Source organism: Psychrobacter sp. TB55-MNA-CIBAN-0194, assembly GCF_040309505.1.
Lineage (GTDB): Bacteria > Pseudomonadota > Gammaproteobacteria > Pseudomonadales > Moraxellaceae > Psychrobacter > Psychrobacter fozii.
The window spans coordinates 1-24,782 of the sequence record NZ_JBEOOW010000011.1 but is presented as its reverse complement, the minus strand read 5'-3'; the positions used below and the strand labels follow the sequence as shown (position 1 = coordinate 24,782).

The following is a 24,782-nucleotide window of genomic DNA, read 5'->3' as shown; positions in this document are numbered from 1 at the left end:
AACCTCGCTTGAAGTATCACATATACATCTGCACTCGGTTGCCTTGAATCTCTTTTGAACTGAATCAGCTATATAAAGGTTTATGATTCAGACTCATCCTCAGATATTTCTAACTTTTTCATGCGGTAGCGCAAAGAGCGAAAAGTCGTACCTAATAGTTCGGCAGCCTGAGTTTTGTTCCATCCGGTTTTTTTGAGCGCAGTAATAATCAGTTGCTTTTCTTGCTCTTGTAAGTAAGTTTCTAGCCCTTGAACGGGCAGTTGTCCATCAGATAACTCGCTTAGATTGACCTTTGCATTGCCTTCTTGCTGGGTAGAGTCAGGTTCGATGAACTCTTCGTCGCTAGGAGCTGTTGTGGAATTGAATATTTCTGTTTGATTAACTGATGAACGCTGTCTCATAGCAGGGAAGTGCTGAGTAGTAGTGCGATAAGGGTGCAGGTTGGTTGGTATCTGTTGGATCTGCGGTGCTATTACTTCATGTGTTGGTTGGATGGTTTTTTCACCCGCTTCTAGCGTTCCACCCACTACCTTATCGTTTAACTCAGTTTCTGGTATTTGCGCATGACTGATATCAATATCTGTAAGACCTAAGTGATTGACGTCAATGTGTGAGCTCTCTGCTAGGGTCACGGCTCGCTCAAGGATATTGCGTAGCTCACGGACGTTGCCAGCAAAGTCATGATGCTGCAAGCGCTCGCAAGCCTCATTGGTTAATGATGGTGGCGTCTCTAACTGCCATTCATTAGTAATCATGGCCAAAAAATGCTCAGCTAAAACAGGTATGTCGTCACGACGTGCATTTAGAGTAGGGAGTTTTAGTTCAATCACATTGATACGGTAGTATAAATCTTGTCGAAATGCGCCATCTTGTACCAATTGACTTAAGTCTTTATGAGTTGCGGACAAAATGCGAATGTCTACTGGCACTTCCTTAGTATCACCGATGGCTCTTACTGTTTTTTCTTGAATGGCACGCAGTAGTTTTACCTGCATTGCGAGTGGCAAGTCTGCTACCTCGTCTAAAAATAACGTACCACCATTTGCTTGTTGGAACAGTCCTTGTTTGTCAGCGACAGCACCAGTAAAGCTGCCTTTTTTGTGACCAAAAAACTCTGACTCCATGAGCTCTGAAGGTATAGCACCGCAGTTGACTGGCACAAAGCTACCATCTCTACGTGGGCTTAAATCGTGAATCAGTCTGGCAACCACTTCTTTGCCTGTACCCGATGCGCCTGATAAAAAAACAGGCGCTTGTGAGCGTGCCAGTTTTAAAATAGTTTTTTTCAGAGGATGCATCACGGCAGAATTACCGATAAGCCTGCTGTCTAACATCTTTTGCTCAGGTGAGGATTCAGGTGTGGCACTTGCTACATTGTCTTGGTGTATAACCTTCAAGGCATTTTCGACCAGTTGGCGTAAGCGTGGCAGCTCAAGTGGTTTATTAACGAAATCAAAAGCACCAAGTTTGAGTGCCTCGATCGCTAGATCCATACTGCCGTGGGCGGTAATAACCGCTATTGGAGTGCTAGAGCTGTCACTTATTTCCTTCACTAACTCTAACCCTGACCCATCAGGGAGGTTTAAGTCGGTCAAGCAAAAGTCATAGTCATTGTCTTTCCAGAATGATCTTGCTTGTGACAACGTATATGCGACATCACTTTTGATGCCCATTTTGGTCAAAGTAATTTGCATTAATCGGCACAAATCTACTTCATCATCGACGACTAGCGCGGTTGTTGTCATACATTATCTCATTGTGTTCAATAGCTATAGTCTGTCCTATATAATTCAGGCACGATGTCAGGAGAGTTCAGTCTACTGTTTGTAGTACTTTCTCTCGCCCTTTTTGTATCTAAATTATCTTACAACTGACTATATAGAATTAAAAAAATAAATAGTAAACCTTAAAATAAACATAACTCAATGGTAAAAATTTTGCCACAGGATAAGACTGCTATTTACAAAACGCTTTTATTCACGTTTTTTTTGTTCATTGATCCGTACGTACCAGCATCAGCAGAAGGCGCTATCAAGCGAAAGCATGTTTTCTTATGCTCAGGTATATAAAGTAAACGAGTCTGGTTGGCCTCACAAAATGCTTGTGATAGGTACAGTCCTAAGCCTGTACCTGCTTGATCTGTAGTAAAGAACGGATTAAATAAATGCTTTAAACTTTCGGTGCTCACGCCAGCACCATCGTCTAAAACATCAATTATAACATCGTTGTCGGCACAATAAATCTCGATTTCTACATAAGCATGAGGCTGAGCATAGCTGCTATAGCGTAGACCATTATTGATTAAATTAATCAAAACTTGCTCTAATTGATGAGTATCGAATGATATGGTAGGTTGCGTTTTTACTCGTAAAAAAACGTCATGTCCTTGAAAATAATTTTCTAAAAATGTTGGCATCCACTCAGCCAATACAATCGACTGTTGACTGGCTGCTTGCTGGCGCGACAGTTTTAGGACGTCTTCTATAATGCGATTGACGCGTTTTGTTTGCGCAAATATCATCTTATAAAGCTCATAATTACCGGACAAATCGACATTTGAGTTACCAACCACCATATTCTCATCTGCGGTATTGCTTTCCTCGATTTCTATCACATCTTCCATTAATAGCTGACTGGCCTGAGAAATAGCCGCTAAAGGATTTCTTATTTCGTGAGCAATACTGGCGGTTAATTGTCCTAGAGATGCCAGCTTTAACTGTTGAGCACTGGCTTGCTCACGGCGTAAATCTTCTAGCATTATTAGTTTGCTACCATCCTTTAATGGAATGATATGTACGCGTAGTTTACCAAATATAGAAGCATTTGCTACTGCAGGCAGGTCGTACGTAAAGGTGCAAGATTGACCTGCTGAGACTGATAAACAGGCATGCAAGAGCTGCGTATGTTGTTTGCTAAGCTGTTGCTCAAAGTCGGTTAATAGTTCGGTGTAGCTCTCATGTCGTGTACTACTATCTGCTTCGTCAGATACGCTTGGTAATGATATTGATGCATTATAGGGAAGGCTAAGTAATTGATGAGCGGCAAGGTTAGCTAATACGACATGCTGATTATCGATGACAATGACACCATTAGCCATTTGCGTGATGACTTCTTGATTGATAACGTTCAGTCGTTCTACTTCTTTAGCATGACTCGCGGCTACTTTTTCTAGCTGTACTAAGCGATAGGAGATCGACCAACTCAATCCACCAACTGCCAAAAAACTGGCTGACATGAGTAAAGCATTACCTAAATTGGCCAAATTCATACTATTAGCAATGGCATAAAAAAATTGCTGATAAATGACAAAGATAATAGCAAGTAGCGTAATGATTAGTGCTTGTGAGCTGTGTAATAGCATAAAACTCGCTGCGACTACTACCATGTACAGCATGGTTAACTGTAAGTCAGGTGCGCCAGCTGTGTAAAGCAATAAGCTTAAGATAGTAACGTCTAAGACCAAGCCAAAGGCTAGCTGACGTCGCATCTTTTTATGGACGACATAAAACAGTCCCAGCAGGATTAAACTCAGTAAAATATAAAAGCTGAGGACGGTTTGTTGCAAAAAGCTTGGTAGAGAGACGATATTGCCAGTCTGAGCAGTGATATACACCATCAACATAGAAAATAGGCCAACGATGAAGCGGTAACTACTATAGATCAGCCCTAATCTGCGTAACTGTATCAGCGGAAGGGTTTCATCTTGATGCAAATAATGCGTAATAGCAGGCTTCATAAGTTGACCATGGCAAAGAAAGGAGAGTTAAGTGACTTATGGTTGGATAAGACCGTGACGAATGGCCAAATGAGTCAATTTAACATCACTATCCACACCGACTTTTTCGTAAATACGATAGCGGTACGTATTGATGGTTTTAACACTGACGAATAGCTGATCGGCTATTTGTTGAGGACTTTGACAGTTAACTACCATCATAGCTACTTGCTTTTCACGGTCACTTAACAATTCAAACGGTGAGTTGGCATTGTCTGATAATAGAACATCGGCCAATTGTTCAGCAACATCTTGACTGAAATAACGTCCGCCTTGATAGATTTTTTTGACCGCTCTTATCATCTCATCAAGTGGTGTACCTTTAGTGATATAACCGTTGACACCTGCTTTGATGAGCATTGAAGGATAGGGCTGTGCGGACATACTACTGACGGCTAATATTTTAACGCCTATATCAAGCTGAATTAAACGTTTGGTTGCTTCGAGACCACCGATATTAGGCATGTTGACATCAAGTAATATCACGTCAGGGCGCAGCTGTTTAGCCAGTTTAATAGCCATATCGCCACTATCAGCTTCACCGATGACTTCGATGTCGATACTGTCTGATAACATACGACTAATACCCATTCTCACCAAATCATGATCATCTACTACTAATACTTTAATCATAACGATACTCTTTATTATTTGTCAGAATGGAGGTGTTGAATGATGTTAAATGACAAGTAGTTTCAAGTCATCTGAACCATTTTTAGTTCCGAAAACATCATATACTGCTAACATATTGTGTCGTTATCGCTGCGCAATATTATGAAATATAAAAGGTTACTTTGTGCACGATGAACATATGTTTCTGAAATGTGAAGCATTGTTTCTATAGTATCAAGTGGTTGTAGCGAAATTTGAATTAGGTCGAAATAAACTACTAAATCAGTTTGATAGATTAAACTTAAATGCAATCCATGATACACTAAAAATACAAAAACTCTATATGAGTACTCATAAACACATCCATAAAGGCTACGTACGTTTGTGGCGTCAGGCAGTGTATAACTGGCGTGATAACGACAGCAGGGGGCATAATGAAGCAACTACCATTAACCAAACAGCAATTAATCGCTGCTATGATTTCATTGAGTTTGGGCAGTGCTGCACAAGCCGCACTTACGATTAATGGTAGCGCTGACAACGGTTCTAGTGCTCGCATGAGTTGGGGCGGTGCGGACAGTCTATCTGAAGCACGTAATATCATGTACAAGTCTAACAGCTCTACTATCAAAAAAATTGATAATGGTTCTGGTTCAACGACTTCTAATAGTTTCGGTAGTAGTAATAATAGTTACAATACCACTTACCGCGGTGCATTCGGTAGTAGTGATATGATTCCTATCAGCACTGACTCTCGTAGCGTCGCTGTCATTGATGCCGAGACTGGTGAGTCTATTTACGAAAAAGATGCCGATGTTGCACGTCCGATGGCCAGTATTACTAAAGTAATGACGGCTATGGTTGTACTGGATGCCGGTCTCGATATGCGTGAAGAGATTACCCTTGATCCAGAAGATTTCGTCGGTCCTAAGCGTGCAAGCTCGAACCTAAAGTCTGGCGATCGTATGAATCGTGCTGAAATTTTATTAATGGCATTGATGAAATCAGAAAATCCGGCTGCAAAAAGTCTAGCGCGTAACTATCCAGGTGGTTATAGTGCCTTTATGCGGGCGATGAACCGTAAGGCTCAAGACTTAGGCATGACGACCGCTTTCTTCGGTGACCCAACAGGGCTTGATAAGCGCAACGTCGCTTCACCAAAAGACCTCGTAAAAATGGTACGTGCTGCTGGTAATTATGATGTCATTCGCCGTTTCTCTACTACTAAGAGCTATGACTTTTTTGTCTCAAACTACTCAAGTGGTAACCGTACTTACAAAGCCAATAACACCAGTAGTTTGGTCCGTGATGGCAGTTATCCAATCGGTATCTCAAAAACAGGATTTATCAATGAAGCGGGTCGTTGCGTCGTGATGGAGACTCGTGTCAACAACCGCCCAGCAATCATCGTGATCTTAGGGGCGAACAGCTCAGCCACGCGTTGGGGTGATGCCAAAAATATTCTTAACAGTTTAGCGACACGTCGTACAGTGTAAGCTTATTGGTTTGGTACTTATAAAAAAGCTGTTATGTGATATAACAGCTTTTTTATTGTGTGAATATTAAGGACACATTGTATGATCCAGTCATCAAATTTTTTAATGCCAAAGCTATACTTGTTGACCAACGACGATGAGTTTTCACTTTTGTATCAGAAGTTAGAAGCAGCACTAGCAACTGGACTAATTGCGCTACTACAAATCCGCCGCAAGAAAATACTTGCGTTACCCGATGGTGACTCGCAGCTATATGATGAGGCGCTACAGATCGTTGATTTGGCCAATGTGTACAACGTTCCAGTTGTTGTAAATGATGATATTGGCTTAGCTGCTAAGCTTGGTATCGGTGTGCATCTGGGTCAAAAAGATGGGAATGTTAGTGATGCTAAACAGACTTTAGCACCGAATCAGATTATTGGTCGTACTTGCCATCATGACTCAGCATTAGTTAAAGAAGCAAAAAGTGATGGCGCAAGTTATGCTGCAATGGGCGCAATCTTTACTTCTACAACCAAACCCAATGCTAATATTGTATCCCATGAGCAGCTTGTTTTGGGTTGTCAGCAAGGCATAGACATGTGCGTGATAGGTGGTCTGACGGCTGAAAATGTCTCGACTCTAGCAGGGTTGCCAATTAAATATGTCGCAGTAGTAGGCGATATCATGGATTTACCAGTCGCACAAATCGCTAAACGTTGCCACCAGTGGCAGCAGGTATTTTCTGAGTGGGAAAAACCTACTTTATAGTCTATTTATTGAAAATAGAAGCCAAATGCTTATTCAGCATGTTCCATACACAGTGTGGCGTAGGGTAGGGCTTCTAAGCGTTGCACTTCGATCTGCTTGCCGCATACCGCACACTCGCCGTACGTACCGTTTTCGATACGGCTTAAGGCATTATCGACATAAATTAAACTTTGACGAGCTTCACCCATGAGGTTTTTGCGCATGTCATTTTGACGGTATGAGATGGCTTGGTCGTCCCAATGCTCATTGAGATCGTCTTGTGGGTTTTTAATGTGGTCTTCAATTTTATCGATTCGAGTCTCATAGTCGTTTTTTAATGTTAAGAGATTCTGTTTGGCAATATCTAAGTTGATGGTCATTGTACTCTCCTAATAGTTTATTTTTATTATCCACACTTCTATCGTAGAGATGCTGACGGTTAAGTACCACCACAAAATGTTACTGGCTCTTTAACAAGGTTCAAAGAGTAAGCGTTAAGTTTTTGGCAAGTTCCGTATGAGCTTTTGACAGAAAACTGGTAGAATGCACCGCCGTTAATTTTTGCCTAAACAGATATGTTGATAATCGAATAACAAATATAAAAAATTATCACAAAGGTAAAGCTCAACTCAAGAATATGAAGATCAATATAGACAACAGTTGGTCACCTTCTTTTATAAAAATCATGTCATAACACATGTCATAGCAATAGTAACCGTAAATTAACTAATAGATTGATGCATAGGAGCAGGTAATGAATTTTTTGCGTATGAGTGAGCTGAGCTTGACGGATAAAGTCGTGTTAGTTCGAGAAGATCTAAACGTACCTATCAAAAATGGTAAAGTTACGAGTGCTGCTCGTCTGCAAGCAAGCCTACCTACTATAAAGATGGCACTAGAAAAAGGCGCTGCTGTTATCGTTTGCTCACATCTAGGACGTCCGACTGAAGGCAACCCTGAAGAAATATATTCATTAGCGCCTGTTGCTGACTATTTAAGCGAAAAATTAGCAGCGCCAGTGAGCTTGAATCGTGATTATTTGACGCAAGGTGCTTCTATCAAAGCTGGTGAAGTCGTACTGCTAGAAAACGTGCGTTTCAATGAAGGCGAAAAGAAAAACGATGCCGCTTTAGCAAAAAAATACGCAGATTTATGCGATGTGTTTGTGATGGATGCTTTTGGTACGGCACATCGAGCACAAGCATCGACAGAAGGTGTTACTCAAGCCATGCGTCAAGCGGGCAAAATAGTTTGTGCAGGCCCTCTATTAGCTGCTGAACTTGATGCACTGAGTCTAGCACTTGAGACCCCAGCTCAGCCGATGTTAGCTATTGTCGGCGGCTCGAAGGTATCAACAAAATTAGAAGTTTTGCACAGCTTGGCAGAAGTCTGCACACAAATTATTGTTGGTGGCGGTATTGCTAATACTTTCTTGGCCGCTCAAGGTCATAGTGTTGGTGCATCATTGTATGAAGCAGATTTAGTAGATACGGCTCGTGACATCATGAATAAAACTGAGATTTTATTACCTGAGTACGTCGTAGTCGCTGATAAAAATGATATCGACTTCGCTGATTTTACTGGCTCACTGCAAAAGGCCGCCGCAACGATTAAGTCTGTTGATGCGATTGGTGACAATGACATGATATTGGACATTGCACCAGAGAGCGCCAAGCAGCTTGCCGATGCGATTATTAATGCAAAAACGATCTTGTGGAACGGTCCAGTGGGTGTGTTTGAAGTAGATGCTTTCGGCCAAGGTACGCATATAGTGGCGAATGCTGTTAAAGATAGCCAAGGCTTTTCAATTGCTGGTGGTGGCGATACATTAGCAGCAATCGATAAATATCAAATCGCTGATGGTGTCAGCTATATGTCAACGGGCGGTGGTGCATTCTTGGAATTCGTAGAAGGTAAAGTGCTTCCAGCGGTTGCTGCTCTGCAAATTGACGCTTAACTAAGTCGATGCTACCGAGTCGTTTAGTAACATTAGACGTACAACTAATGTTAAGCATCTAATGTAGGCTATCGACATAATGTGATGGCTAGTGCTTTTTTAGTCTGTCCTCAGAACAATTATAAGCAATAGTCGTTGATTATTAAGTCATTATTATTTGTATCCATACTGAAAATTATTATTGCATGTGTTATTTGCACTCTATAAAATAGTGCCACCATGTATTTTGACATGTTTTATTTACGAGAGGTTTATTATGTTAAAACGTCATTTGTTACTTGCTAGCGTACTTGCTGGTACTTTTGCAGTTACTGCATGTAGCCAACAGACAGAAGAAAATGCTGAAGCGACTACTGAGTCTGCTGCTGACGACATCTCTGCTGAAACTGAAGCGACTGCTGCTGACGCTGAAGCGGCTGCTCAAGACGCTGGTACTGAAGTTGCCGAAGGCGCAGAAACTGCTGGTGCTGCTGCTACAGATGCATTGCAAAACACTGGTGATGCTATCGCTGAAGGTACTAGCACTGTCGTTGAAGGTACTGCTTCTGCGGTATCTGAAGGCGCTACTGCTGTTGCTGAAGGTGCAGACGACATCGCTGTTGACGCTGAGCAACAGTACTAAGTTAAGTAACAAGCTAAGTAATAGGTCACTTCATTACTGATTTATTGACCTGCTATTGATTGATAGAATAAATCAATAGCAGGTCACTTCATTACTGATTTATTGACCTGCTATTGATTGATAGAATAAATCAATAGGTTAGTAACGAACATAGATTTCTGTACTATAAGCCTCATGATATATTAGAAAAGCCTTGGTGATTGCCAAGGCTTTTTGCATTTCTTATTTTTAATTTGAAATTTTATATGAACTAACCTATTAGCTGATTATTTACAGAATGAGCCAAAACGAAGCATAGAGTAAACATATAAACAAATAGTCAGGCAACGACTACGAAGACAGAGCAATTTTTGTTATAATCACCGCGTATTCATTGTCCTGAAATGATTCACTATTATGCTGATTGACAGTGCTATTACTGTTATCAAGCAAAGCTTTTTGCTAATGGCTTTAAAAGCCGTCATTTCAAGAGCTATTTTTAAAATATTATTCAAAACTCAATCAGAGAGCGTTTTATGGCCTTAATATCTTTACGTCAACTTCTAGATCATGCCGCTGAACACAGCTACGGTGTTCCTGCCTTCAACGTCAACAATCTAGAGCAGATGCGTGCAATTATGATGGCTGCAGATGCCTGTGACTCACCTGTTATCGTTCAAGCTAGCGCTGGCGCACGTAGTTATGCAGGGTCAGCATTTTTGCGTCATTTGATTATTGCTGCTATCGAAGAGTGGCCACATATTCCAGTCGTTATGCATCAAGATCATGGCATGTCACCAGCGATTTGCCAACGTTCAATCCAGCTTGGTTTTTCATCAGTGATGATGGACGGCTCGCTTGGCGAAGATGGTAAGACACCAATGGATTATGATTATAATGCTAGCGTTACTCGTGAAGTCGTCAAAATGGCGCATGCTTGCGGTGTGTCTGTAGAAGGTGAAATCGGTTGCTTGGGCAGTCTTGAGACTGGTATGGCAGGCGAAGAAGACGGCTCTGGTGCAGAAGGCGTATTGGATCATGAGCAACTATTGACCAGTGCTGACGAAGCTGAACAGTTCGTTAAAGACACCAACGTCGATGCGCTAGCTATTGCTATCGGTACAAGCCACGGTGCGTATAAATTCACGCGTCCACCTACAGGTGACATCCTGTCTATTGAACGTGTAAAAGAGATTCATGCTCGTATTCCTAACACTCATTTAGTTATGCATGGTTCATCATCAGTACCGCAAGAGTGGCTAAAAGTCATCAATGAAAATGGCGGTAATATTGGTGAGACCTATGGCGTACCTGTTGAGCAAATCGTTGAAGCAATTAAGCATGGTGTCCGTAAGGTTAATATCGATACAGATCTACGTTTGGCCTCAACAGGTGCTATTCGTAAATTTCTTGCAGAAAACCCGAGCGAGTTTGATCCGCGTAAATACTTTAAAGCCTCTATGGTAGCGATGTCAGACATCTGCACCAATCGTTTTGAAGCTTTTGGTTCTGCTGGTCAAGCGCATAAAATTCGTCCAACCAGCCTCGAAGGTATGGTTGATTTTTACCAGTAAGATTTGTCTGGTGAAAAGTCGCGGACAATAATGTGGCAGCTGATATTTTTTATACGATAGCCTATGTAAGAGGTAGTGAGTGATGATTGGATTGATTACTGGACAGGTGCAATACTTAATGGCACCAACCGCTTGTATCATGACGACCTCTGGTGTTGGTTATGATATTGAGCTGCCATTGCCTTCATTTTGTCAGCTACAGCTTAATGAGCAGGCAAGTATTTGGACGCATTTCCATGTGCGTGAAGATGCGCAGCTGATCTATGGCTTCATTGATCGCAAAGAGCGAGATGTCTTTCGTCAGTTGATTAAAATAAATGGCGTTGGGGCAAAAATGGCATTGGCGATGTTATCTGCGATGTCGGCAGCTGAGCTCAAAATGCACGTTGAGCAGGATTCAGAGACAGCCCTGACTCGTATTCCAGGTATCGGTAAAAAGACGGCGCAACGTTTGCTGATTGAACTAAAAGACAAGCTGAAAAATATTGAAGTGGATAATAGCAATTTAGAATTCGCTATTCAGCCTGCTGAAATTTCTGCCGAAGACAACATCATCGCTGAAGTAGAAGGCGCTCTGATTAGCTTGGGGTATAAAGAAAAAGAAGCTCAGCAAGCGATCAAAGCCGCTAAGAGTAACGGCGATGTCTTTGCAGATACGCAAGGATTGTTAAAAGCTACCTTACAGCAGCTATCAACGTTTAAGTAATTTTGGCTGCTGTTGCTATTAATAGTTGTATCAGAAAGTATTGAACAAATAAGCGACATTAATTGTCGCTTATTTTCGTTTTGGCAGATAACTTTTGATGTTTTGCATGACTTATAGGTGGCGTTTGGTTATGCTATTTATTACCTAATTTTTTAATATAATGATAAAAACTATGATGCAAGATCGTTTGATTAATCCGCTAGAAGGAGCAGGGGATGCTCCTGATTCCAATATTCGACCAGCACTATTGGCTGAATACATTGGCCAGCCGGTCGTACGTGAGCAGATGGAAGTGTTTATTGGTGCAGCGCGAGGCCGTAAAGAAGCGTTAGATCATACCCTTATTTTTGGTCCGCCAGGTCTAGGTAAAACCACGCTTGCCAATATTATTGCTCGTGAAATGGGCGGTAATTTGCGCTCGACCTCAGGGCCAGTGCTTGAGCGTCCAGGTGATTTGGCAGCCATGTTAACCAATTTAGAGGAAGGTGACGTACTATTTATTGATGAGATTCATCGGCTGAGCTCGGTCATTGAGGAAATATTATATCCAGCAATGGAAGATTTTCAGCTGGATATTATGATTGGTGAAGGGCCTGCTGCTCGTTCTATCAAGCTTGATCTGCCTCCGTTTACCTTGGTCGCAGCGACCACCAGAGCAGGGCTGTTGACGTCACCACTACGTGATCGCTTTGGTATTGTACAACGATTAGAGTTCTATAATATCGCTGACCTAACGACGATTGTCAGTCGTGCAGCACGTTTGATGCGTGTGCCTATGAGTGAGGATGGCGCGGTAGAGATTGCCCGTCGTGCGCGTGGTACACCGAGGATAGCCAATCGATTGCTACGCCGTGTTCGTGACTATGCCGAAGTCAGGGGCGATGGTAGTATCAATGGTGCGATAGCGGGCAGTGCGCTAGATATGCTAGCTGTTGATAGACGCGGTCTCGATCATTTAGACAGACGCTATATCGAAATATTGCATGAGCGTTTTGATGGTGGACCTGCTGGAGTCGAAGCGGTAGCAGCAGCGATGGCTGAGGATCGTGGTACACTCGAGGACGTGATTGAGCCGTATCTGATTCAACAAGGCTATGTGTTGCGTACGGCACGTGGTCGCGTATTGACTCAAATGGCGATTGACCAAATGCTATAGTATTCAGTATTCAGTATTCAGTATTCAGTATTTAGCATAAGAAATGCACCTGCTTCTCATTAAAAGCAGGTGCATTTCTTTGTTTGAGTCTAAAGTTACGAGGCTTTTTCTAAACTAAGTAAATAAAAGATAAAGCTGGTCTTTAAGCCAATATACGCCAAACAACTACCAAGACAGCCAGTATATAAAATATAGGTGATAGCCAGCCGATGACTTGCGTAGCAATAGCAATAAATATAGCAAACCCTGCCAGTGCTAGCCAGTCACGACGACGGTCGTTAAGCATGTCAGCACGAATTTGCTGTATTTCTCGTAGTTGACTGTCTTGACGTGATCCTTGTGAAGCAAGGCTTTGTAAGCCTTGATCCAACAGTTTTGGAATATCAGTGGTAGACAGTAATATCTCGGGTAATTGCTGACGAAGCTGCTGTAAGTTGCGCATAGGATCTAGCTGCTCTTTGATCCAACTGCTTAAAATTGGCTTGGCAAGTGACCAGATATCAAGATCAGGATATAAATCGCGACCCAGGCCTTCGACATGTACCAATGTTTTCAGTAAGAGCATGAGTTGCGGTGGAATGCTCATATGATGACGGCGTGCAATGTCTAGAATCTGCATTAAGACACCAGCAAAGTCGATATCATTAATGGATTTTTTTAGCATTGGCCCAACGGTGCGCTTCATATCGCGCATCAAGGCGTGTTTGTCAGTATTTGGCGGTATCCAACCTGCTCGGCTCACAATATCAACCATTGCCGTAAAGTTATCATTCATGACTGCCAACAGCATACGCGCGACGATAAGTTGATCGTCTTTTGATAAAGTGCCCATGATGGCGCAATCTAGACCGATATAGCGTGGCTCATGACCTAAATCGACCGCTGCCATACCTGCGTGTAGTGTTTGAATTGGTGGTGTCTCTACAAACACATTACCCGGATGCATATCGGCATGAAAGAAGTTATCACGGAAGACTTGAGTAAAAAATATCGTTAAGCCTTTTTTGGCCAGTGCCGCACGGTCATAGCCCAGCTGGTCAAACATCTCAACTTGTGAGATGGGAACGCCTTGAATACGCTCCATCACCATCACATTTTTGGCCGCATCATAGACTTCAGGTACATACATCAATGCTGAACCCAAGAAGTTATTGCGCATTTGAGTAGTATTGTCTGCTTCAAGTGTCAAATCCAACTCGTTAAGCATGACTTGACGGTAGTCTTCGACAATATCAATAATATGTACGGCACGAGCCGCTTCGATACGAGCAGATGCCCAGTTGGCTAACTCACGTAGTAGCTCAAAGTCCGCAACAATGGTGGTACGGATATCGGGACGAACCACCTTTACGACGACTTCACGGCCATCATGTAGGGCAGCAGTATGAACTTGAGCGATAGAAGCGGCGGCAAGCGGCTTGATATCAAAACGTGCAAATAGTGTTTCGATAGATTGACCAAGACCGTTTTTATTATCTTGAATTTGTACAATAGCAATCTCAGCCTCAAACGGTTTGACCTTGTCTTGTAGCTGAACCAGTTGCTCAATAATCTCAGGTGGCACTAAATCACGACGCGTAGAGAGCAGTTGTCCAAGTTTTAAAAACAGCGTGCCCATATCTTCAAGCGCATATTTAATCGCATTTGGTTGATGTTTTTTACCCCAAGCAGCTGGATGCATACGGATTAGACGTGCTAAAGGTTGCAGCTGCGGTGCTTCTTCGACCGAAAAATGGGTATCAATGCGATACGTAGCGGCGATACGCCAAAGCTCAAATAAACGGGCGCGATGAGATAATAGCATGAGATATATGTACTCTAAATAAAGTCAGAAATAGGGTGGGCGTAGCGATTGTCTATTGATGAAATGAGTTGTTAAGGAAGCGTACTTGTTCATCTTTGATAGCCGCAAGTTTGGCCTCTTCACGTTCGACATCAGCACGTAGTTTTAGGAGTTGTTGCTTGAGGTCATTCACTTCTGCTGTCTCAGCTGGATTAGGAGAGCTATTACCCGCTACGTCATTTGCCCAATCACTGACATCGTTAAAAGCACGCTTAGCACCATGACGCCAGCTACCTTTGAGCTGTGAGATAAGCAGATGCAACTGACTCGCCATTGGTTTACCAATGAATGGCTCAAGTTGTCCGGCAACATCAGGATCAAAGCCTGCGACCAACTGTTTGAGCTGCATTAGCACTTTATAGTCACCAGCGATAGGTAAGTTACCTTCCGCGCCGCGCATCAGGTTGAGCAGTTGAGCGGGGTTTTCTACAGTAATGGTACAGTCTGGCTGACTGTGACCTAGACGTGCTCGTTCCATATTGGCTTTTTGGCGCTCATTCATTTGGCCGCTTGGCTCAAATACGCTATCAGTCGTGACGGGCTCAAAACGTAAACGCTCATGAGTAAACAGCACATCTAGATTGATTTCAGGCATGCCCATATTCAGTCGTAACACTTTGCCAGCAAGTGGTACCAGACCTGCTTGAGTAATCTCATCACTAGCAATGGCCAGGTTGATCAGCTTTTCGGCACCAGCTAATAGGAGGACAGTCAGCATAAGGCTCTCGCATCGTTAAATGAGCGCCTTTGCATTAGCTGCATCAGCGCATAGTATGTTCGTGTCAGGCTCAATAAGATCTTGCTCATCGTACTTTAATGTTATGCCTTAAAGCCACGATGTACGGCAACGATACCAGCAGTTAAATTATGATAATCACAATTTTCAAAGCCCGCTTGTTGCATCATTTGTTTCAGCGTTTGCTGATCAGGGTGCATGCGAATTGACTCTGCTAAATATTTATAGCTTTCTGAATCGTTGGCGATGATTTTACCCATCAATGGTAGTGCGGTGAAAGAGTATAGGTCATACGCTTTTGATAATGGCTCAAAGACAGGCTTTGAAAACTCTAATATCAACAAACGACCGCCCGGCTTCAACACGCGATACATGGCTTTTAGCGCAGCATCTTTGTCTGTGACATTACGCAGACCAAAGCTAATGGTCACTAAGTCAAAGCTTTCATCATCAAAAGGTGCAAGTGTCTCAGCATTGGCCAATACGAAATCAACATTATTACAGCCCGCATTGATCAGACGCTCACGACCCACTTCTAACATGGCCGCGTTGATATCAGATAATACTACGTGACCATTTCTACCGACTTCACGGCTAAAGACTTTGGCCAAATCCCCAGTACCGCCCGCGATATCAAGTACATGTTGACCTGAACGCACACCTGACAAGCTGATGGCATAACGCTTCCATAGACGATGGATACCGAAAGACATTAGGTCATTCATAATGTCATATTTTTTGGCGACAGAGGTAAAGACATCAGCTACGCGCGCCTGTTTTTCTGCTTTATTGACTGTTTTATAACCAAAATGTGTTTCTTCTTCGCCATCAGTATCAGAGGTATGTGGATTATTGATGTCATCACGCTGATTAAAAAGCGTTTGTTTAGCTGCTTCTGCCTTTGCAGAGACACTTTCTACTTTGCTATGGCTATTATCGATGGTGTCATTGGTTGGCATAGTCGTTTGTTGGCCTTGTGGTGTTCCAGTTGGTAAGTCTTGGACTTGCGTAAAGTCATTACTCTTTGCACTGTTGTTCTGGTTTTTTACATTGGCTGTTGGCAGAGTCTCTACGTTAGCAGTTTGTGCTGCTAGGACTTGGGCTGTGATATTTTGATTGTTGGCGATACTATCTTTTACCAGCTGATCTTGTAAATGACCGTTGGTTGTCGTTGGTTGGTTGAGATGCGTATTTTTATTGTTTGCAGTATCGGTCATGGTGTTGTCCTATCATTCATTTTATGATTGTCTTTCTAAGAGATATAAGATGGCGGTGACTCAGGTGTATTATGTATCCTATGATACACCAAACGTCATTGGCTTACCGCCATTATCCGTATCATGGACTTGGTCAATAATTATCAGCTCACGCTCACAAAAAGGCTCGATAAAATCACTCACGCTTTTGAGCGGCTTCATGGCTTTAAATCCTGTATCAATGAAGTCATAGAGTGGCTGAAAATTGTAGCGATACGCAGTGCCTTTAGCTAGGGCAAAGGCTTTTTTGAGCATGAACGAGTTCAAGTGCTTATCAGTGCGGTAGCATACCTCTTTTAGGTTACGAATCTGTACTCGGCGCTCGTCAGCTTCATCGACAGCACGATACGCAGCAAGCATATTCTCTTCATTAACTGGTAACGCTGCAGCGACCAGCCATTGAGCCAAATGCAAGTCTAGTTCTATTGCTAAAATCGCCGCTTGGATACCCATGCTCCCTGCTTCTAACGCAGACTCTTTAGCTAGGCGCTCAAGTTTTTGAGCTTTAGGTAGAATGCGTGCTAGCTGCTTGGCTAGTAATTTGAACTCATCACCGCCGTATAGCTGCGTTAGAAAATAATCTGCCATCAGTTGATTCTTTGGCTGTTCAAAGAGGTCGCTGTGCGTGTGTTTAATCCGTGTTTGTTGCCATGATTGTACGTCTTTGAGCTTGGCATCTAATGCCAAATCTTCATGATAGGGCAACGCCCAAAAACGTGTCAAATGCTGTTGTAAATCGGCTAAAGCGGCCATAGTACGTAAACCTACAAATAAGTAAAAGTAGTAAAAAGAATATAATCAAAATGATAATTTATACTTAGTGTCTTACACTGATAAATAGTTATTAAAGCATGTATTCTAGATGGTGTTCACAATAAAAGAAAATAAAGTAGAATACAAATGTCAAACTGTTACATAGCATCGTTATTTACTCGATTAATCGAATGCTATGATTAAAGGACTGCGTTTTAAATCATAGGACGATTAGGTTATGAGCAAACATAATAATACGACTAAACCAACCGCGCTAGAGTCAGTCAGTGCGCAATTTAGTGAGCAGGTTGTCGATCAGCGTCTGACGCCTAATCCCCTTAGTCAGTTTTCTATGGATACAGATTCTCTGAGACTGGCCTTGGTTACCGCTCAATACGCTCTACGAGCAACGCGGCAACAGACGCCGCCCACACTCAATAAGCCAACAGGTTTGTTAGTATTGGTCAATGGGATGGAGCAGGCAGGTAAAGGAACGGCGGTTAAGCAGCTGCGAGAATGGGTTGATCCTAGGTTGCTTAAGGTTGAGGCTACGATAGGTTCTCGTCCATTGGCGTCTCAGCCTATTTGGCAAGCGCATACTCACGTGATGCCACGTCATGGTGATGTGATGGTTTACTTTGGGAACTGGTACGCCGATTTGCTCTACAACGCTATGCGAATGGCAACATCAGATAGTGATAATGAACAGTCAAAAAGCAAGCAGTCAAAAAGTAAAAATCCAAAAGATAAAAAATCGGTCAACGTGAAGTCGCTGCCTATCGCTAAATGGCAAGACTATCTAGAGCAGCAACTCATCAAGCTACAAGCCTTTGAGCAAGATCTCGTTGCCAACCAAACTAGACTATTAAAGTGCTGGTTTCATGTCGATATCGAAACCCTACAATCACGGCTGAACGACAAAGAAGCTGATCCACATTTTTTATATCAAATTGACTGGAATAGTCAAAAGGTTATCGAAAAATTCAATGAAGTGGCCGCAGCCTTACTACGACAGCAAGATGACTGGGTCATTATCGATGGTGATGATAAGTCACAAGCGGCCGATAATTTTTGTCATGAAGTGCTACATGCGATGCAAACTGCACTAGTGAGTAGTAAAGCAAGCTCTACTGAGACGGCTAAAAAGCAAACCTCATCCGATAAATCAGAATCTAATGACCAGACAAAAACAGCGCTAGAGCTAGAAGCGTTTAAATCAGTAAAAATACCGAAGCAATTAAAGCGCATCGTTGATGTAGACATAGATAAGTCTGACTACCGAAAAGCATTGGCAGAGAAGCAAGCGCGTTTTGCTGAATTGCTACGCGCGCGCAATGGTCGGCATGTGGTATTTGCCTTTGAAGGCATGGATGCGGCTGGCAAAGGTGGGGCAATTAAAAGGTTGGTCGCGCCGCTCGATCCACGTGAGTATCAAGTTTATAACATTAGCGCGCCAATGCTGTATGAGCTGCAACATCCTTACTTATGGCGCTTTTGGACGAGACTACCTAATGAGCAAACCGATCATATCAGTCGTGTCGCCATTTTTGATCGGACTTGGTATGGACGTGTACTGGTTGAGCGTATCGAAGGGTTTGCAACGCGTGATGAGTGGCAGCGCGCTTATGATGAGATCAATCGTTTTGAAGCGGACCTAGTCACCGCAGGCACGATAGTTATTAAGTACTGGCTGGCAATTGACAAAAAAGAGCAGCTTAAGCGTTTTGAAGAGCGTCAAGAGACCCCTCACAAACAATTTAAACTAACGGATGATGATTGGCGGAACCGTGATAAATGGTCTGATTATGTGCAATCTGCCGCTGATATGTTGGCGTACACAGATACCAAAAATGCTCCTTGGTGTGTCATCGCTACTAATGAAAAGCGCCAAGCACGATTGGACGTGCTAGATCACGCTATTGAGCAGTTATCTTCAGCATATGATAGCTAGTACTTGTTTTTATACTGGCTTTTATACTTGGTTGGCTTGTATCACTTTTAAATTGAATCGACTATAGTCAGCCATAAATAATAGAGTTGTATCGCTCAAATACTGGCAGTTACAAATCTCGCAATATCATCATGCATTATGCGCTCATATTTAATATAATAGAGCGCGTAACAGCGTCTGCTAACTAACAATTTTAATTTAGCAAATAGCGCGTTTGGGTTATTTAATACAGATACCTTAATAATTACGACAGAAATTGTTACAATAGCCGCTAGTAGCACCACAAATATCACTATGAAATATCTAAGCCGCAAGATGCTGTAATCAGACGATTTGGCAATATAACTTGCGGCTTTGTGACATGTTGAGGGATGCGTTCTTCGCCTTGGCCATAGTTAGTTTAAGACCATTTAAAAGCATGTTGCGTGTTTCATGTATGCTACGCCATAAGATGCCCCAACAAGCCTTATGAGTAGCAGCGCAATGTTATCAACCTCATATAATTTCAATCAGCTTACGCAGGACGTATTAACGTATGGGTATTAGTAGCAGTTCTACAGAGTCAGTCAAAACCGTTGGCTCGATGAGAATAAATCTATTTTTTGGCATTTTATTGGTTGCGATGACCAGCTACTTTTTGTGGTGGGGTCTAGATTACACGATGCGTCAGCAAACGACGCTATTTATTGTGGCGACTGCTTTTGGTGTCTTTATGGCATTCAATATCGGTGGTAACGATGTCGCCAACTCATTTGGTACTTCAGTAGGTGCCGGGACGTTGACTATCCCTCAAGCATTGGGTATCGCCGCGATATTTGAAGTGTCAGGTGCTGTGCTGGCAGGTGGCGAAGTAACCGATACGATTCGAAGCGGCATTGTCGATCTAGATGGCCTCTCAGTCGCGCCCAACCAGTTTATTTATGTCATGCTCTCAGCACTTATTGCTGCTGCATTTTGGCTGTTATTTGCGACCAAAAAAGGTCTGCCAGTTTCGACCACACACGCGATTATCGGCGGCGTGGTTGGTAGCTCCATTGTATTAGGTATCACCTTAGGTGGTACTGAAATGGCGTTATCAACTGTGAATTGGGGTAAGATTGGTACTATCGCCATCTCTTGGGTTCTATCACCGTTACTAGGCGGCGTTTTGTCCTATCTGCTATATGGACAGATCAAGAAAAATATCATTGAATATAATGATAAAACAGAAGCCTATATTGCGACGCTAAAAGGTAATAAAAAAACCTTAAAGCAAAATCATAAAGAATATCTGGACGGTCTGACAGAGTCTGAGCAGTTGGCTTATACGTCAGCTATGTTACGCGATCAAGAAATCTATAAAGATGATGACTGTGTCGTTGAAGACTTAGAAACGGATTATTACAAAGAGCTGTATGAGATTGAAAACGAACGCAGCAACCTCGATACGCTAAAAGCATTGAAGCAATGGGTGCCTATAATTGCGGCTATGGGCGGTGCAGTCATGGCCTCTCTGGTTGTCTTTAAAGGTCTAAAGAACGTCAATAATGGTATGACGACGTTGCAAGGCTTTTTAATCATGGGAATGATTGCAGCGCTAGTATGGCTGGCAACCTATATTTATACCAAGAGTATCCGCGGCAAGCATAAAGAAGACTTGACCAAAGCCACCTTTATTATGTTTAGCTGGATGCAGGTCTTTACGGCATCAGCATTTGCTTTCAGTCATGGCTCGAACGATATTGCCAATGCGGTTGGTCCTTTCGCTGCCATTATGGATGTTATTCGTACCAATAGCATCTCGACTGAAGCGGCAGTACCACCTGCGGTCATGTTGACTTTTGGCGTGGCATTGATTGTGGGTCTTTGGTTTATTGGTAAAGAAGTGATTCAGACGGTCGGTACCAATCTCGCGAAGATGCATCCAGCTTCTGGCTTCTCAGCTGAGTTGGCTGCTGCTGCTGTCGTGATGGGTGCATCAACCATGGGTCTGCCTGTATCAAGCACGCATACCTTGGTAGGTGCAGTACTGGGTATCGGTATTGTCAATAGAGATACTAACTGGAAGCTTATGAAGCCGATTGGCTTAGCATGGGTTATTACCCTTCCTGCAGCAGCCTCAATGTCTGCAATTAGCTATCTGATATTGGTAAATATCTTCTAGGACTAATGCTATAGAGTTCACCAATAAAGCCTATCTTAGCATCATAAAAAACGCTTATCAGCATCATGCCGATAAGCGTTTTTTGTATCAAATACAGGTTTAATCAGTGCCAAACTGCTGGCGTTTTTTGGCAAAGAAGCGATCTAAGCGATCCATTGCGTCTTCTAATTCATGTAGATTGGGTAGGAATACTAAGCGAAAATGATCTGGTCTGTCCCAGTTAAATCCAGTACCTTGTACCATTAAGACATTTTCTTCAATCAGTAAGTCCATCATAAAGTCCATGTCATCCGTGATAGGGTAGACGTCAGGATCTATCTTTGGAAAACAATAAAATGCGCCTTGGGGCATGGTGCACGAAATACCTTTGATAGCGTTGAGACGTGTTACAGCCATTTCTCGCTGTTTATACAAACGACCTGTCTTGGAAGTAAGGTCTTTCATACTTTGGTGGCCACCCATCGCTGTTTGGATGGCATATTGCCCCTGAACATTAGAGCACAAGCGCATAGATGCGAGCATGTCTAATCCTTCGATGAAGTCTGTTGCGTGTTGCTTGCGACCAGAGACCATCATCCAGCCTGCACGGAATCCAGCGATACGGTGCGACTTTGATAAGCCATTATATGAAAGGACAAGCACGTCGTCAGTCAGCGTACTCATTGGTGTATGTACGGTGTCATCATAAAGAATACGATCGTAAATCTCATCGGCCATAATAATTAGATCGTGCTCTTTAGCGACGTCGATAATTTGTAATAGCAGCTCATCGCTATAAAGCGCACCAGTCGGGTTATTCGGGTTAATAACCACAATACCCTTTGTCTTGCTGGTAATCTTAGACTTGATATCCTCGATATCAGGATGCCAGTTGTCTTCTTCGTTACAGCGATAGTGCACTGCCGTACCACCAGACAGATTGGCTGCTGCTGTCCATAGCGGGTAGTCGGGCATTGGAATGAGCACTTCATCGCCATCATTCATCAACGCTTGCATGGTCATGACAATCAGCTCAGACACGCCATTACCCAAATAAACATCACGCACATCAACAGCTGATAACAATCCTTTCGATTGATAATATTGCAATACCGCTTTACGTGCAGAAAAAATCCCTTGAGAGTCTGAATACCCAGTCGCTTCTGCTAAGTTCATCGCCACATCACGCAAAATCTCATGCGGCGCTTCTAGACCGAACGGTGCTGGGTTGCCGACATTTAGTTTTAATATGCGCTTGCCTTCCGCCTCCATCTTATTAGCAGTCTGTAGTAGGGGACCACGAATGTCGTAACAGACATTCTGTAATTTATCAGATTTTTTAATTGTATTCATAGAGTGACCACTCTTAGGATTTTGTTGTGAGTTTTTTTGAGCGTTAGAGGTTGTAGAGACTGTTTTCGATTGATCTTGGTCTGTATGATTGGGCTGCATGTCTACAGGTAAAGAAACAGATGAATCGTCATTCTTGCCTGAACCACCTTTTATGGATTTTGTCGTAGCACTGGCTTCGTTTTGAAGTTCGCCGCGCAGTAAATAGCCTTCGCTACAGCCTAGGATGCGTGCTAACGTCGGCAGTTTAGACGAGACAATACCGTTCGTGCCACGCTCCCAGTTAGAGATAGCGCCACGACTTACCTTTGCGCCTGCTGCCGTCATCGCTTGTGCCAGTTGTTCAGCGGTAAAGCCTTTCTCACGGCGCAGCTGTACAAGTCGCTCAGCTTGTGTACTTTTATTCTTATCACTAGCCATAATCAGTTAAGCCTGTGTTCATCAATAGGTTTGTAATAAACGGATTACTTTAATTGAAGAGTAATGTCTATGTACTAATGCAAGATATTATTGCATAAATAATAGCAATGCAAGTTAACTTTGAAATTATTAGAAAAATGAAAGTAAATCTTGCATTTATAAGTATGTGAGACAGTTTTATACTAAAATGACACATGATTACCTATTACTAATTGCTTTACCAACATAATATTATTGTAATATATGCCTTGAATATTGGAGTAGTAAGCAATAGATAGGGCGCATCGTTTTTAGAAAGCAATAACGATAAAACTCAAATAGTAGCAACATAAAATATTAGATAATACCTATCTAACTAAGGGTAAATTATGCAAGATAATCAACTTAGCAAAGAAGAAATCAGCCAGTTAACAGAAGCTGACTGGAAAGAGCGTTTAAGCGCTGACGAATATCATGTGCTGCGTGAGAAAGGCACAGAGCGTCCGTTCACAGGTGTTTATAATGATGCGACCGATGATGGCGTTTATCGTTGTAAAGGCTGCGGTGCCAGCTTATTTGACTCAAGTAATAAGTTTGATGCTAGCTGCGGTTGGCCAAGTTTTGACCAAGGAATCGATAACAGTGCTATTGAAGAGCATGTCGATAACTCGCTGGGCATGACTCGCACAGAAGTAACCTGCAGCAACTGCGGCGCGCATTTGGGTCATGTATTCCCTGATGGGCCGAGTGAGACAACTGGCATGCGCTACTGCATCAACTCAGTATCTATCGATTTGGATAAATCTGAGAAGTAGTTGTCAGCTGTTTAGATAAGCTTAGACGTATAAAAAGGAAGCATAATGCTTCCTTTTTATTTGTTGGTACTCTTTTCATTTATTGGTAGTATGGTTGTGGTTGCTACTAAAAATATAGTAATGCTTAAAAAACAATTAAAATAATAATTCAATCAATTTAAGGATAGATGATGAGTACTATTTATGATTTTACGGCTGAGCGCATGGATGGTAGCTCGCAAGCCTTTTCAAATTACCAAGATAAAGTGCTATTAATCGTCAATACCGCAAGCAAATGTGGATTTACGCCGCAGTTCGAAGGCTTAGAGTCGTTATATCAACAGTATAAAGATCAAGGACTGGTGGTTATCGGTTTTCCTTGTAATCAATTTGGTAGCCAAGATCCAGGCAGCAATGATGAAATTGGTGCGTTTTGTCAAAAGAACTATGGTGTTAGCTTTCCAATGATGGCAAAGGTTGATGTGAATGGGGAAGATGCTCATCCAATTTATGAATGGCTTAAAGAGCAAAAAGGTGGGGTGTTGACAGATGGTATCAAATGGAATTTCACTAAGTTTTTAATTAGTAGTAATGGACAAGTCATCGACCGCTATGCACCAACGACTAAGCCAGAAGCCATTAAAAATGATATTGAGCAAGCATTAGCCAATAAATAAGTATAGAACTCAAAAAATATTGGTTTTTTATAAAAGTATAAAACCAATAAAAACATATGCTTGCTAGAAATTTCGATAAAAATGCAAAAAATATGTGAAAAACTCGAAAATACCGTTTGACACCCAACTATAAATCTATATAATACACACCCACAGCAGCAGAGCTTAGTGACAAACTTAAGAGCTCAGTTGATGTTGAATAAATTGCATAGCAATTGTTCGCGGGTGATTAGCTCAGTTGGTAGAGCGTCTGCCTTACACGCAGAATGTCGGCGGTTCGAATCCGTCATCACCC

The 24,782-nt window shown here is 42.4% G+C and carries 20 protein-coding genes and 1 tRNA gene; 12 read left to right on the top strand and 9 right to left on the bottom strand.

Annotated elements, in window-relative coordinates:
- Positions 1-80 precede the first annotated feature (80 nt).
- From AAEY75_RS12590 to AAEY75_RS12580, 3 genes are all read right to left on the bottom strand, one after another.
- Positions 81-1,745: a sigma-54-dependent transcriptional regulator gene (locus AAEY75_RS12590; protein ID WP_352259731.1), complete on the bottom strand. Its 1,665-nt coding sequence runs from the start codon at positions 1,743-1,745 to the stop codon at positions 81-83.
- A 215-nt stretch (positions 1,746-1,960) separates the two neighbouring features.
- Complete coding sequence (locus AAEY75_RS12585; protein ID WP_352259730.1) at positions 1,961-3,736, bottom strand: sensor histidine kinase; 1,776 nt, start codon at positions 3,734-3,736, stop codon at positions 1,961-1,963.
- 36 nt (positions 3,737-3,772) lie between these two features.
- The gene (locus AAEY75_RS12580; protein WP_201550272.1) at positions 3,773-4,408 is read right to left on the bottom strand and encodes a response regulator; all 636 of its coding nucleotides are present in this window, start codon (positions 4,406-4,408) and stop codon (positions 3,773-3,775) included.
- A gap of 413 nt (positions 4,409-4,821) precedes the next feature.
- Here AAEY75_RS12580 and AAEY75_RS12575 point away from each other — a divergent pair, with 413 nt between their 5' ends.
- Together AAEY75_RS12575 and AAEY75_RS12570 are read left to right on the top strand one after the other, a co-directional pair.
- Positions 4,822-5,883 carry a serine hydrolase gene (locus AAEY75_RS12575; RefSeq protein ID WP_352259729.1) on the top strand — a complete coding sequence of 354 codons (1,062 nt, stop codon included), beginning with the start codon at positions 4,822-4,824 and terminating at the stop codon, positions 5,881-5,883.
- Between the two features lie 81 nt (positions 5,884-5,964).
- Positions 5,965-6,633, top strand: a complete 669-nt coding sequence (locus AAEY75_RS12570; protein ID WP_352259728.1) for a thiamine phosphate synthase — start codon at positions 5,965-5,967, stop codon at positions 6,631-6,633.
- A gap of 29 nt (positions 6,634-6,662) precedes the next feature.
- Here the strand turns inward: AAEY75_RS12570 and AAEY75_RS12565 are convergent, their stop codons facing one another.
- A complete protein-coding gene (locus AAEY75_RS12565; RefSeq protein ID WP_352259727.1) occupies positions 6,663-6,992 on the bottom strand; it encodes a TraR/DksA family transcriptional regulator in 330 nt (109 codons plus the stop codon).
- A 374-nt stretch (positions 6,993-7,366) separates the two neighbouring features.
- Here AAEY75_RS12565 and AAEY75_RS12560 point away from each other — a divergent pair, with 374 nt between their 5' ends.
- From AAEY75_RS12560 to ruvB, 5 genes are all read left to right on the top strand, one after another.
- The gene (locus tag AAEY75_RS12560) at positions 7,367-8,569 is read left to right on the top strand and encodes a phosphoglycerate kinase (RefSeq protein ID WP_352259726.1); all 1,203 of its coding nucleotides are present in this window, start codon (positions 7,367-7,369) and stop codon (positions 8,567-8,569) included.
- Positions 8,570-8,825: 256 nt separating this feature from the next.
- Positions 8,826-9,191 (top strand): hypothetical protein, encoded by a 366-nt coding sequence (locus AAEY75_RS12555; RefSeq protein ID WP_197131570.1) that lies wholly within the window; start codon positions 8,826-8,828, stop codon positions 9,189-9,191.
- A 515-nt stretch (positions 9,192-9,706) separates the two neighbouring features.
- Positions 9,707-10,744: a class II fructose-bisphosphate aldolase gene (gene fba / locus AAEY75_RS12550; RefSeq protein WP_197216899.1), complete on the top strand. Its 1,038-nt coding sequence runs from the start codon at positions 9,707-9,709 to the stop codon at positions 10,742-10,744.
- Positions 10,745-10,826: 82 nt separating this feature from the next.
- Entirely contained in the window at positions 10,827-11,450 is a 624-nt protein-coding gene (ruvA, locus tag AAEY75_RS12545; protein ID WP_197216900.1) for a Holliday junction branch migration protein RuvA, read from the top strand.
- A 175-nt stretch (positions 11,451-11,625) separates the two neighbouring features.
- Complete coding sequence (ruvB, locus tag AAEY75_RS12540) at positions 11,626-12,606, top strand: Holliday junction branch migration DNA helicase RuvB (protein WP_110922844.1); 981 nt, start codon at positions 11,626-11,628, stop codon at positions 12,604-12,606.
- Positions 12,607-12,748: 142 nt separating this feature from the next.
- Here the strand turns inward: ruvB and AAEY75_RS12535 are convergent, their stop codons facing one another.
- The 4 genes from AAEY75_RS12535 to AAEY75_RS12520 form a co-directional block, all read right to left on the bottom strand.
- Positions 12,749-14,410, bottom strand: coding sequence for an ABC1 kinase family protein (locus AAEY75_RS12535; protein WP_197216901.1), 1,662 nt, complete (start codon positions 14,408-14,410; stop codon positions 12,749-12,751).
- 52 nt (positions 14,411-14,462) lie between these two features.
- Positions 14,463-15,167, bottom strand: a complete 705-nt coding sequence (locus AAEY75_RS12530; RefSeq protein ID WP_197216902.1) for a ubiquinone biosynthesis accessory factor UbiJ — start codon at positions 15,165-15,167, stop codon at positions 14,463-14,465.
- 101 nt (positions 15,168-15,268) lie between these two features.
- Positions 15,269-16,144 carry a bifunctional demethylmenaquinone methyltransferase/2-methoxy-6-polyprenyl-1,4-benzoquinol methylase UbiE gene (ubiE, locus tag AAEY75_RS12525; RefSeq protein WP_197216951.1) on the bottom strand — a complete coding sequence of 292 codons (876 nt, stop codon included), beginning with the start codon at positions 16,142-16,144 and terminating at the stop codon, positions 15,269-15,271.
- 336 nt (positions 16,145-16,480) lie between these two features.
- Positions 16,481-17,194: an FFLEELY motif protein gene (locus AAEY75_RS12520; protein ID WP_110922632.1), complete on the bottom strand. Its 714-nt coding sequence runs from the start codon at positions 17,192-17,194 to the stop codon at positions 16,481-16,483.
- Between the two features lie 238 nt (positions 17,195-17,432).
- Between AAEY75_RS12520 and AAEY75_RS12515 the strand changes: the two genes are divergently transcribed.
- Together AAEY75_RS12515 and AAEY75_RS12510 are read left to right on the top strand one after the other, a co-directional pair.
- Entirely contained in the window at positions 17,433-19,145 is a 1,713-nt protein-coding gene (locus tag AAEY75_RS12515; RefSeq protein WP_352259725.1) for an ATPase, read from the top strand.
- A 535-nt stretch (positions 19,146-19,680) separates the two neighbouring features.
- Positions 19,681-21,288 carry an inorganic phosphate transporter gene (locus AAEY75_RS12510; protein WP_110922634.1) on the top strand — a complete coding sequence of 536 codons (1,608 nt, stop codon included), beginning with the start codon at positions 19,681-19,683 and terminating at the stop codon, positions 21,286-21,288.
- A 99-nt stretch (positions 21,289-21,387) separates the two neighbouring features.
- Here AAEY75_RS12510 and AAEY75_RS12505 read toward each other — a convergent pair whose 3' ends face one another.
- The gene (locus AAEY75_RS12505) at positions 21,388-23,040 is read right to left on the bottom strand and encodes an aminotransferase class I/II-fold pyridoxal phosphate-dependent enzyme (RefSeq protein WP_197216953.1); all 1,653 of its coding nucleotides are present in this window, start codon (positions 23,038-23,040) and stop codon (positions 21,388-21,390) included.
- 365 nt (positions 23,041-23,405) lie between these two features.
- Here AAEY75_RS12505 and msrB point away from each other — a divergent pair, with 365 nt between their 5' ends.
- From msrB to AAEY75_RS12490, 3 genes are all read left to right on the top strand, one after another.
- Positions 23,406-23,831: a peptide-methionine (R)-S-oxide reductase MsrB gene (msrB, locus tag AAEY75_RS12500; RefSeq protein WP_194197216.1), complete on the top strand. Its 426-nt coding sequence runs from the start codon at positions 23,406-23,408 to the stop codon at positions 23,829-23,831.
- A 170-nt stretch (positions 23,832-24,001) separates the two neighbouring features.
- Positions 24,002-24,487, top strand: a complete 486-nt coding sequence (locus tag AAEY75_RS12495) for a glutathione peroxidase (RefSeq protein WP_197216904.1) — start codon at positions 24,002-24,004, stop codon at positions 24,485-24,487.
- A 223-nt stretch (positions 24,488-24,710) separates the two neighbouring features.
- A tRNA-Val gene (locus tag AAEY75_RS12490) sits at positions 24,711-24,782 on the top strand.

Excerpts from the sequence above, each read along its gene's own strand:
- ubiE (WP_197216951.1), bottom strand. The coding sequence starts at position 16,144 with ATGCCAACCAATGACACCATCGATAATAGCCATAGCAAAGTAGAAAGT.
- ruvB (WP_110922844.1), top strand. The coding sequence starts at position 11,626 with ATGCAAGATCGTTTGATTAATCCGCTAGAAGGAGCAGGGGATGCTCCT.
- AAEY75_RS12520 (WP_110922632.1), bottom strand. The coding sequence starts at position 17,194 with ATGGCCGCTTTAGCCGATTTACAACAGCATTTGACACGTTTTTGGGCG.
- AAEY75_RS12510 (WP_110922634.1), top strand. The coding sequence starts at position 19,681 with ATGGGTATTAGTAGCAGTTCTACAGAGTCAGTCAAAACCGTTGGCTCG.
- AAEY75_RS12560 (WP_352259726.1), top strand. The coding sequence starts at position 7,367 with ATGAATTTTTTGCGTATGAGTGAGCTGAGCTTGACGGATAAAGTCGTG.
- AAEY75_RS12555 (WP_197131570.1), top strand. The coding sequence starts at position 8,826 with ATGTTAAAACGTCATTTGTTACTTGCTAGCGTACTTGCTGGTACTTTT.
- AAEY75_RS12590 (WP_352259731.1), bottom strand. The coding sequence starts at position 1,745 with ATGACAACAACCGCGCTAGTCGTCGATGATGAAGTAGATTTGTGCCGA.
- msrB (WP_194197216.1), top strand. The coding sequence starts at position 23,406 with ATGCAAGATAATCAACTTAGCAAAGAAGAAATCAGCCAGTTAACAGAA.
- AAEY75_RS12495 (WP_197216904.1), top strand. The coding sequence starts at position 24,002 with ATGAGTACTATTTATGATTTTACGGCTGAGCGCATGGATGGTAGCTCG.
- AAEY75_RS12570 (WP_352259728.1), top strand. The coding sequence starts at position 5,965 with ATGATCCAGTCATCAAATTTTTTAATGCCAAAGCTATACTTGTTGACC.
- ruvA (WP_197216900.1), top strand. The coding sequence starts at position 10,827 with ATGATTGGATTGATTACTGGACAGGTGCAATACTTAATGGCACCAACC.
- AAEY75_RS12575 (WP_352259729.1), top strand. The coding sequence starts at position 4,822 with ATGAAGCAACTACCATTAACCAAACAGCAATTAATCGCTGCTATGATT.
- AAEY75_RS12580 (WP_201550272.1), bottom strand. The coding sequence starts at position 4,408 with ATGATTAAAGTATTAGTAGTAGATGATCATGATTTGGTGAGAATGGGT.
- AAEY75_RS12530 (WP_197216902.1), bottom strand. The coding sequence starts at position 15,167 with ATGCTGACTGTCCTCCTATTAGCTGGTGCCGAAAAGCTGATCAACCTG.
- fba (WP_197216899.1), top strand. The coding sequence starts at position 9,707 with ATGGCCTTAATATCTTTACGTCAACTTCTAGATCATGCCGCTGAACAC.
- AAEY75_RS12515 (WP_352259725.1), top strand. The coding sequence starts at position 17,433 with ATGAGCAAACATAATAATACGACTAAACCAACCGCGCTAGAGTCAGTC.
- AAEY75_RS12535 (WP_197216901.1), bottom strand. The coding sequence starts at position 14,410 with ATGCTATTATCTCATCGCGCCCGTTTATTTGAGCTTTGGCGTATCGCC.
- AAEY75_RS12565 (WP_352259727.1), bottom strand. The coding sequence starts at position 6,992 with ATGACCATCAACTTAGATATTGCCAAACAGAATCTCTTAACATTAAAA.
- AAEY75_RS12585 (WP_352259730.1), bottom strand. The coding sequence starts at position 3,736 with ATGAAGCCTGCTATTACGCATTATTTGCATCAAGATGAAACCCTTCCG.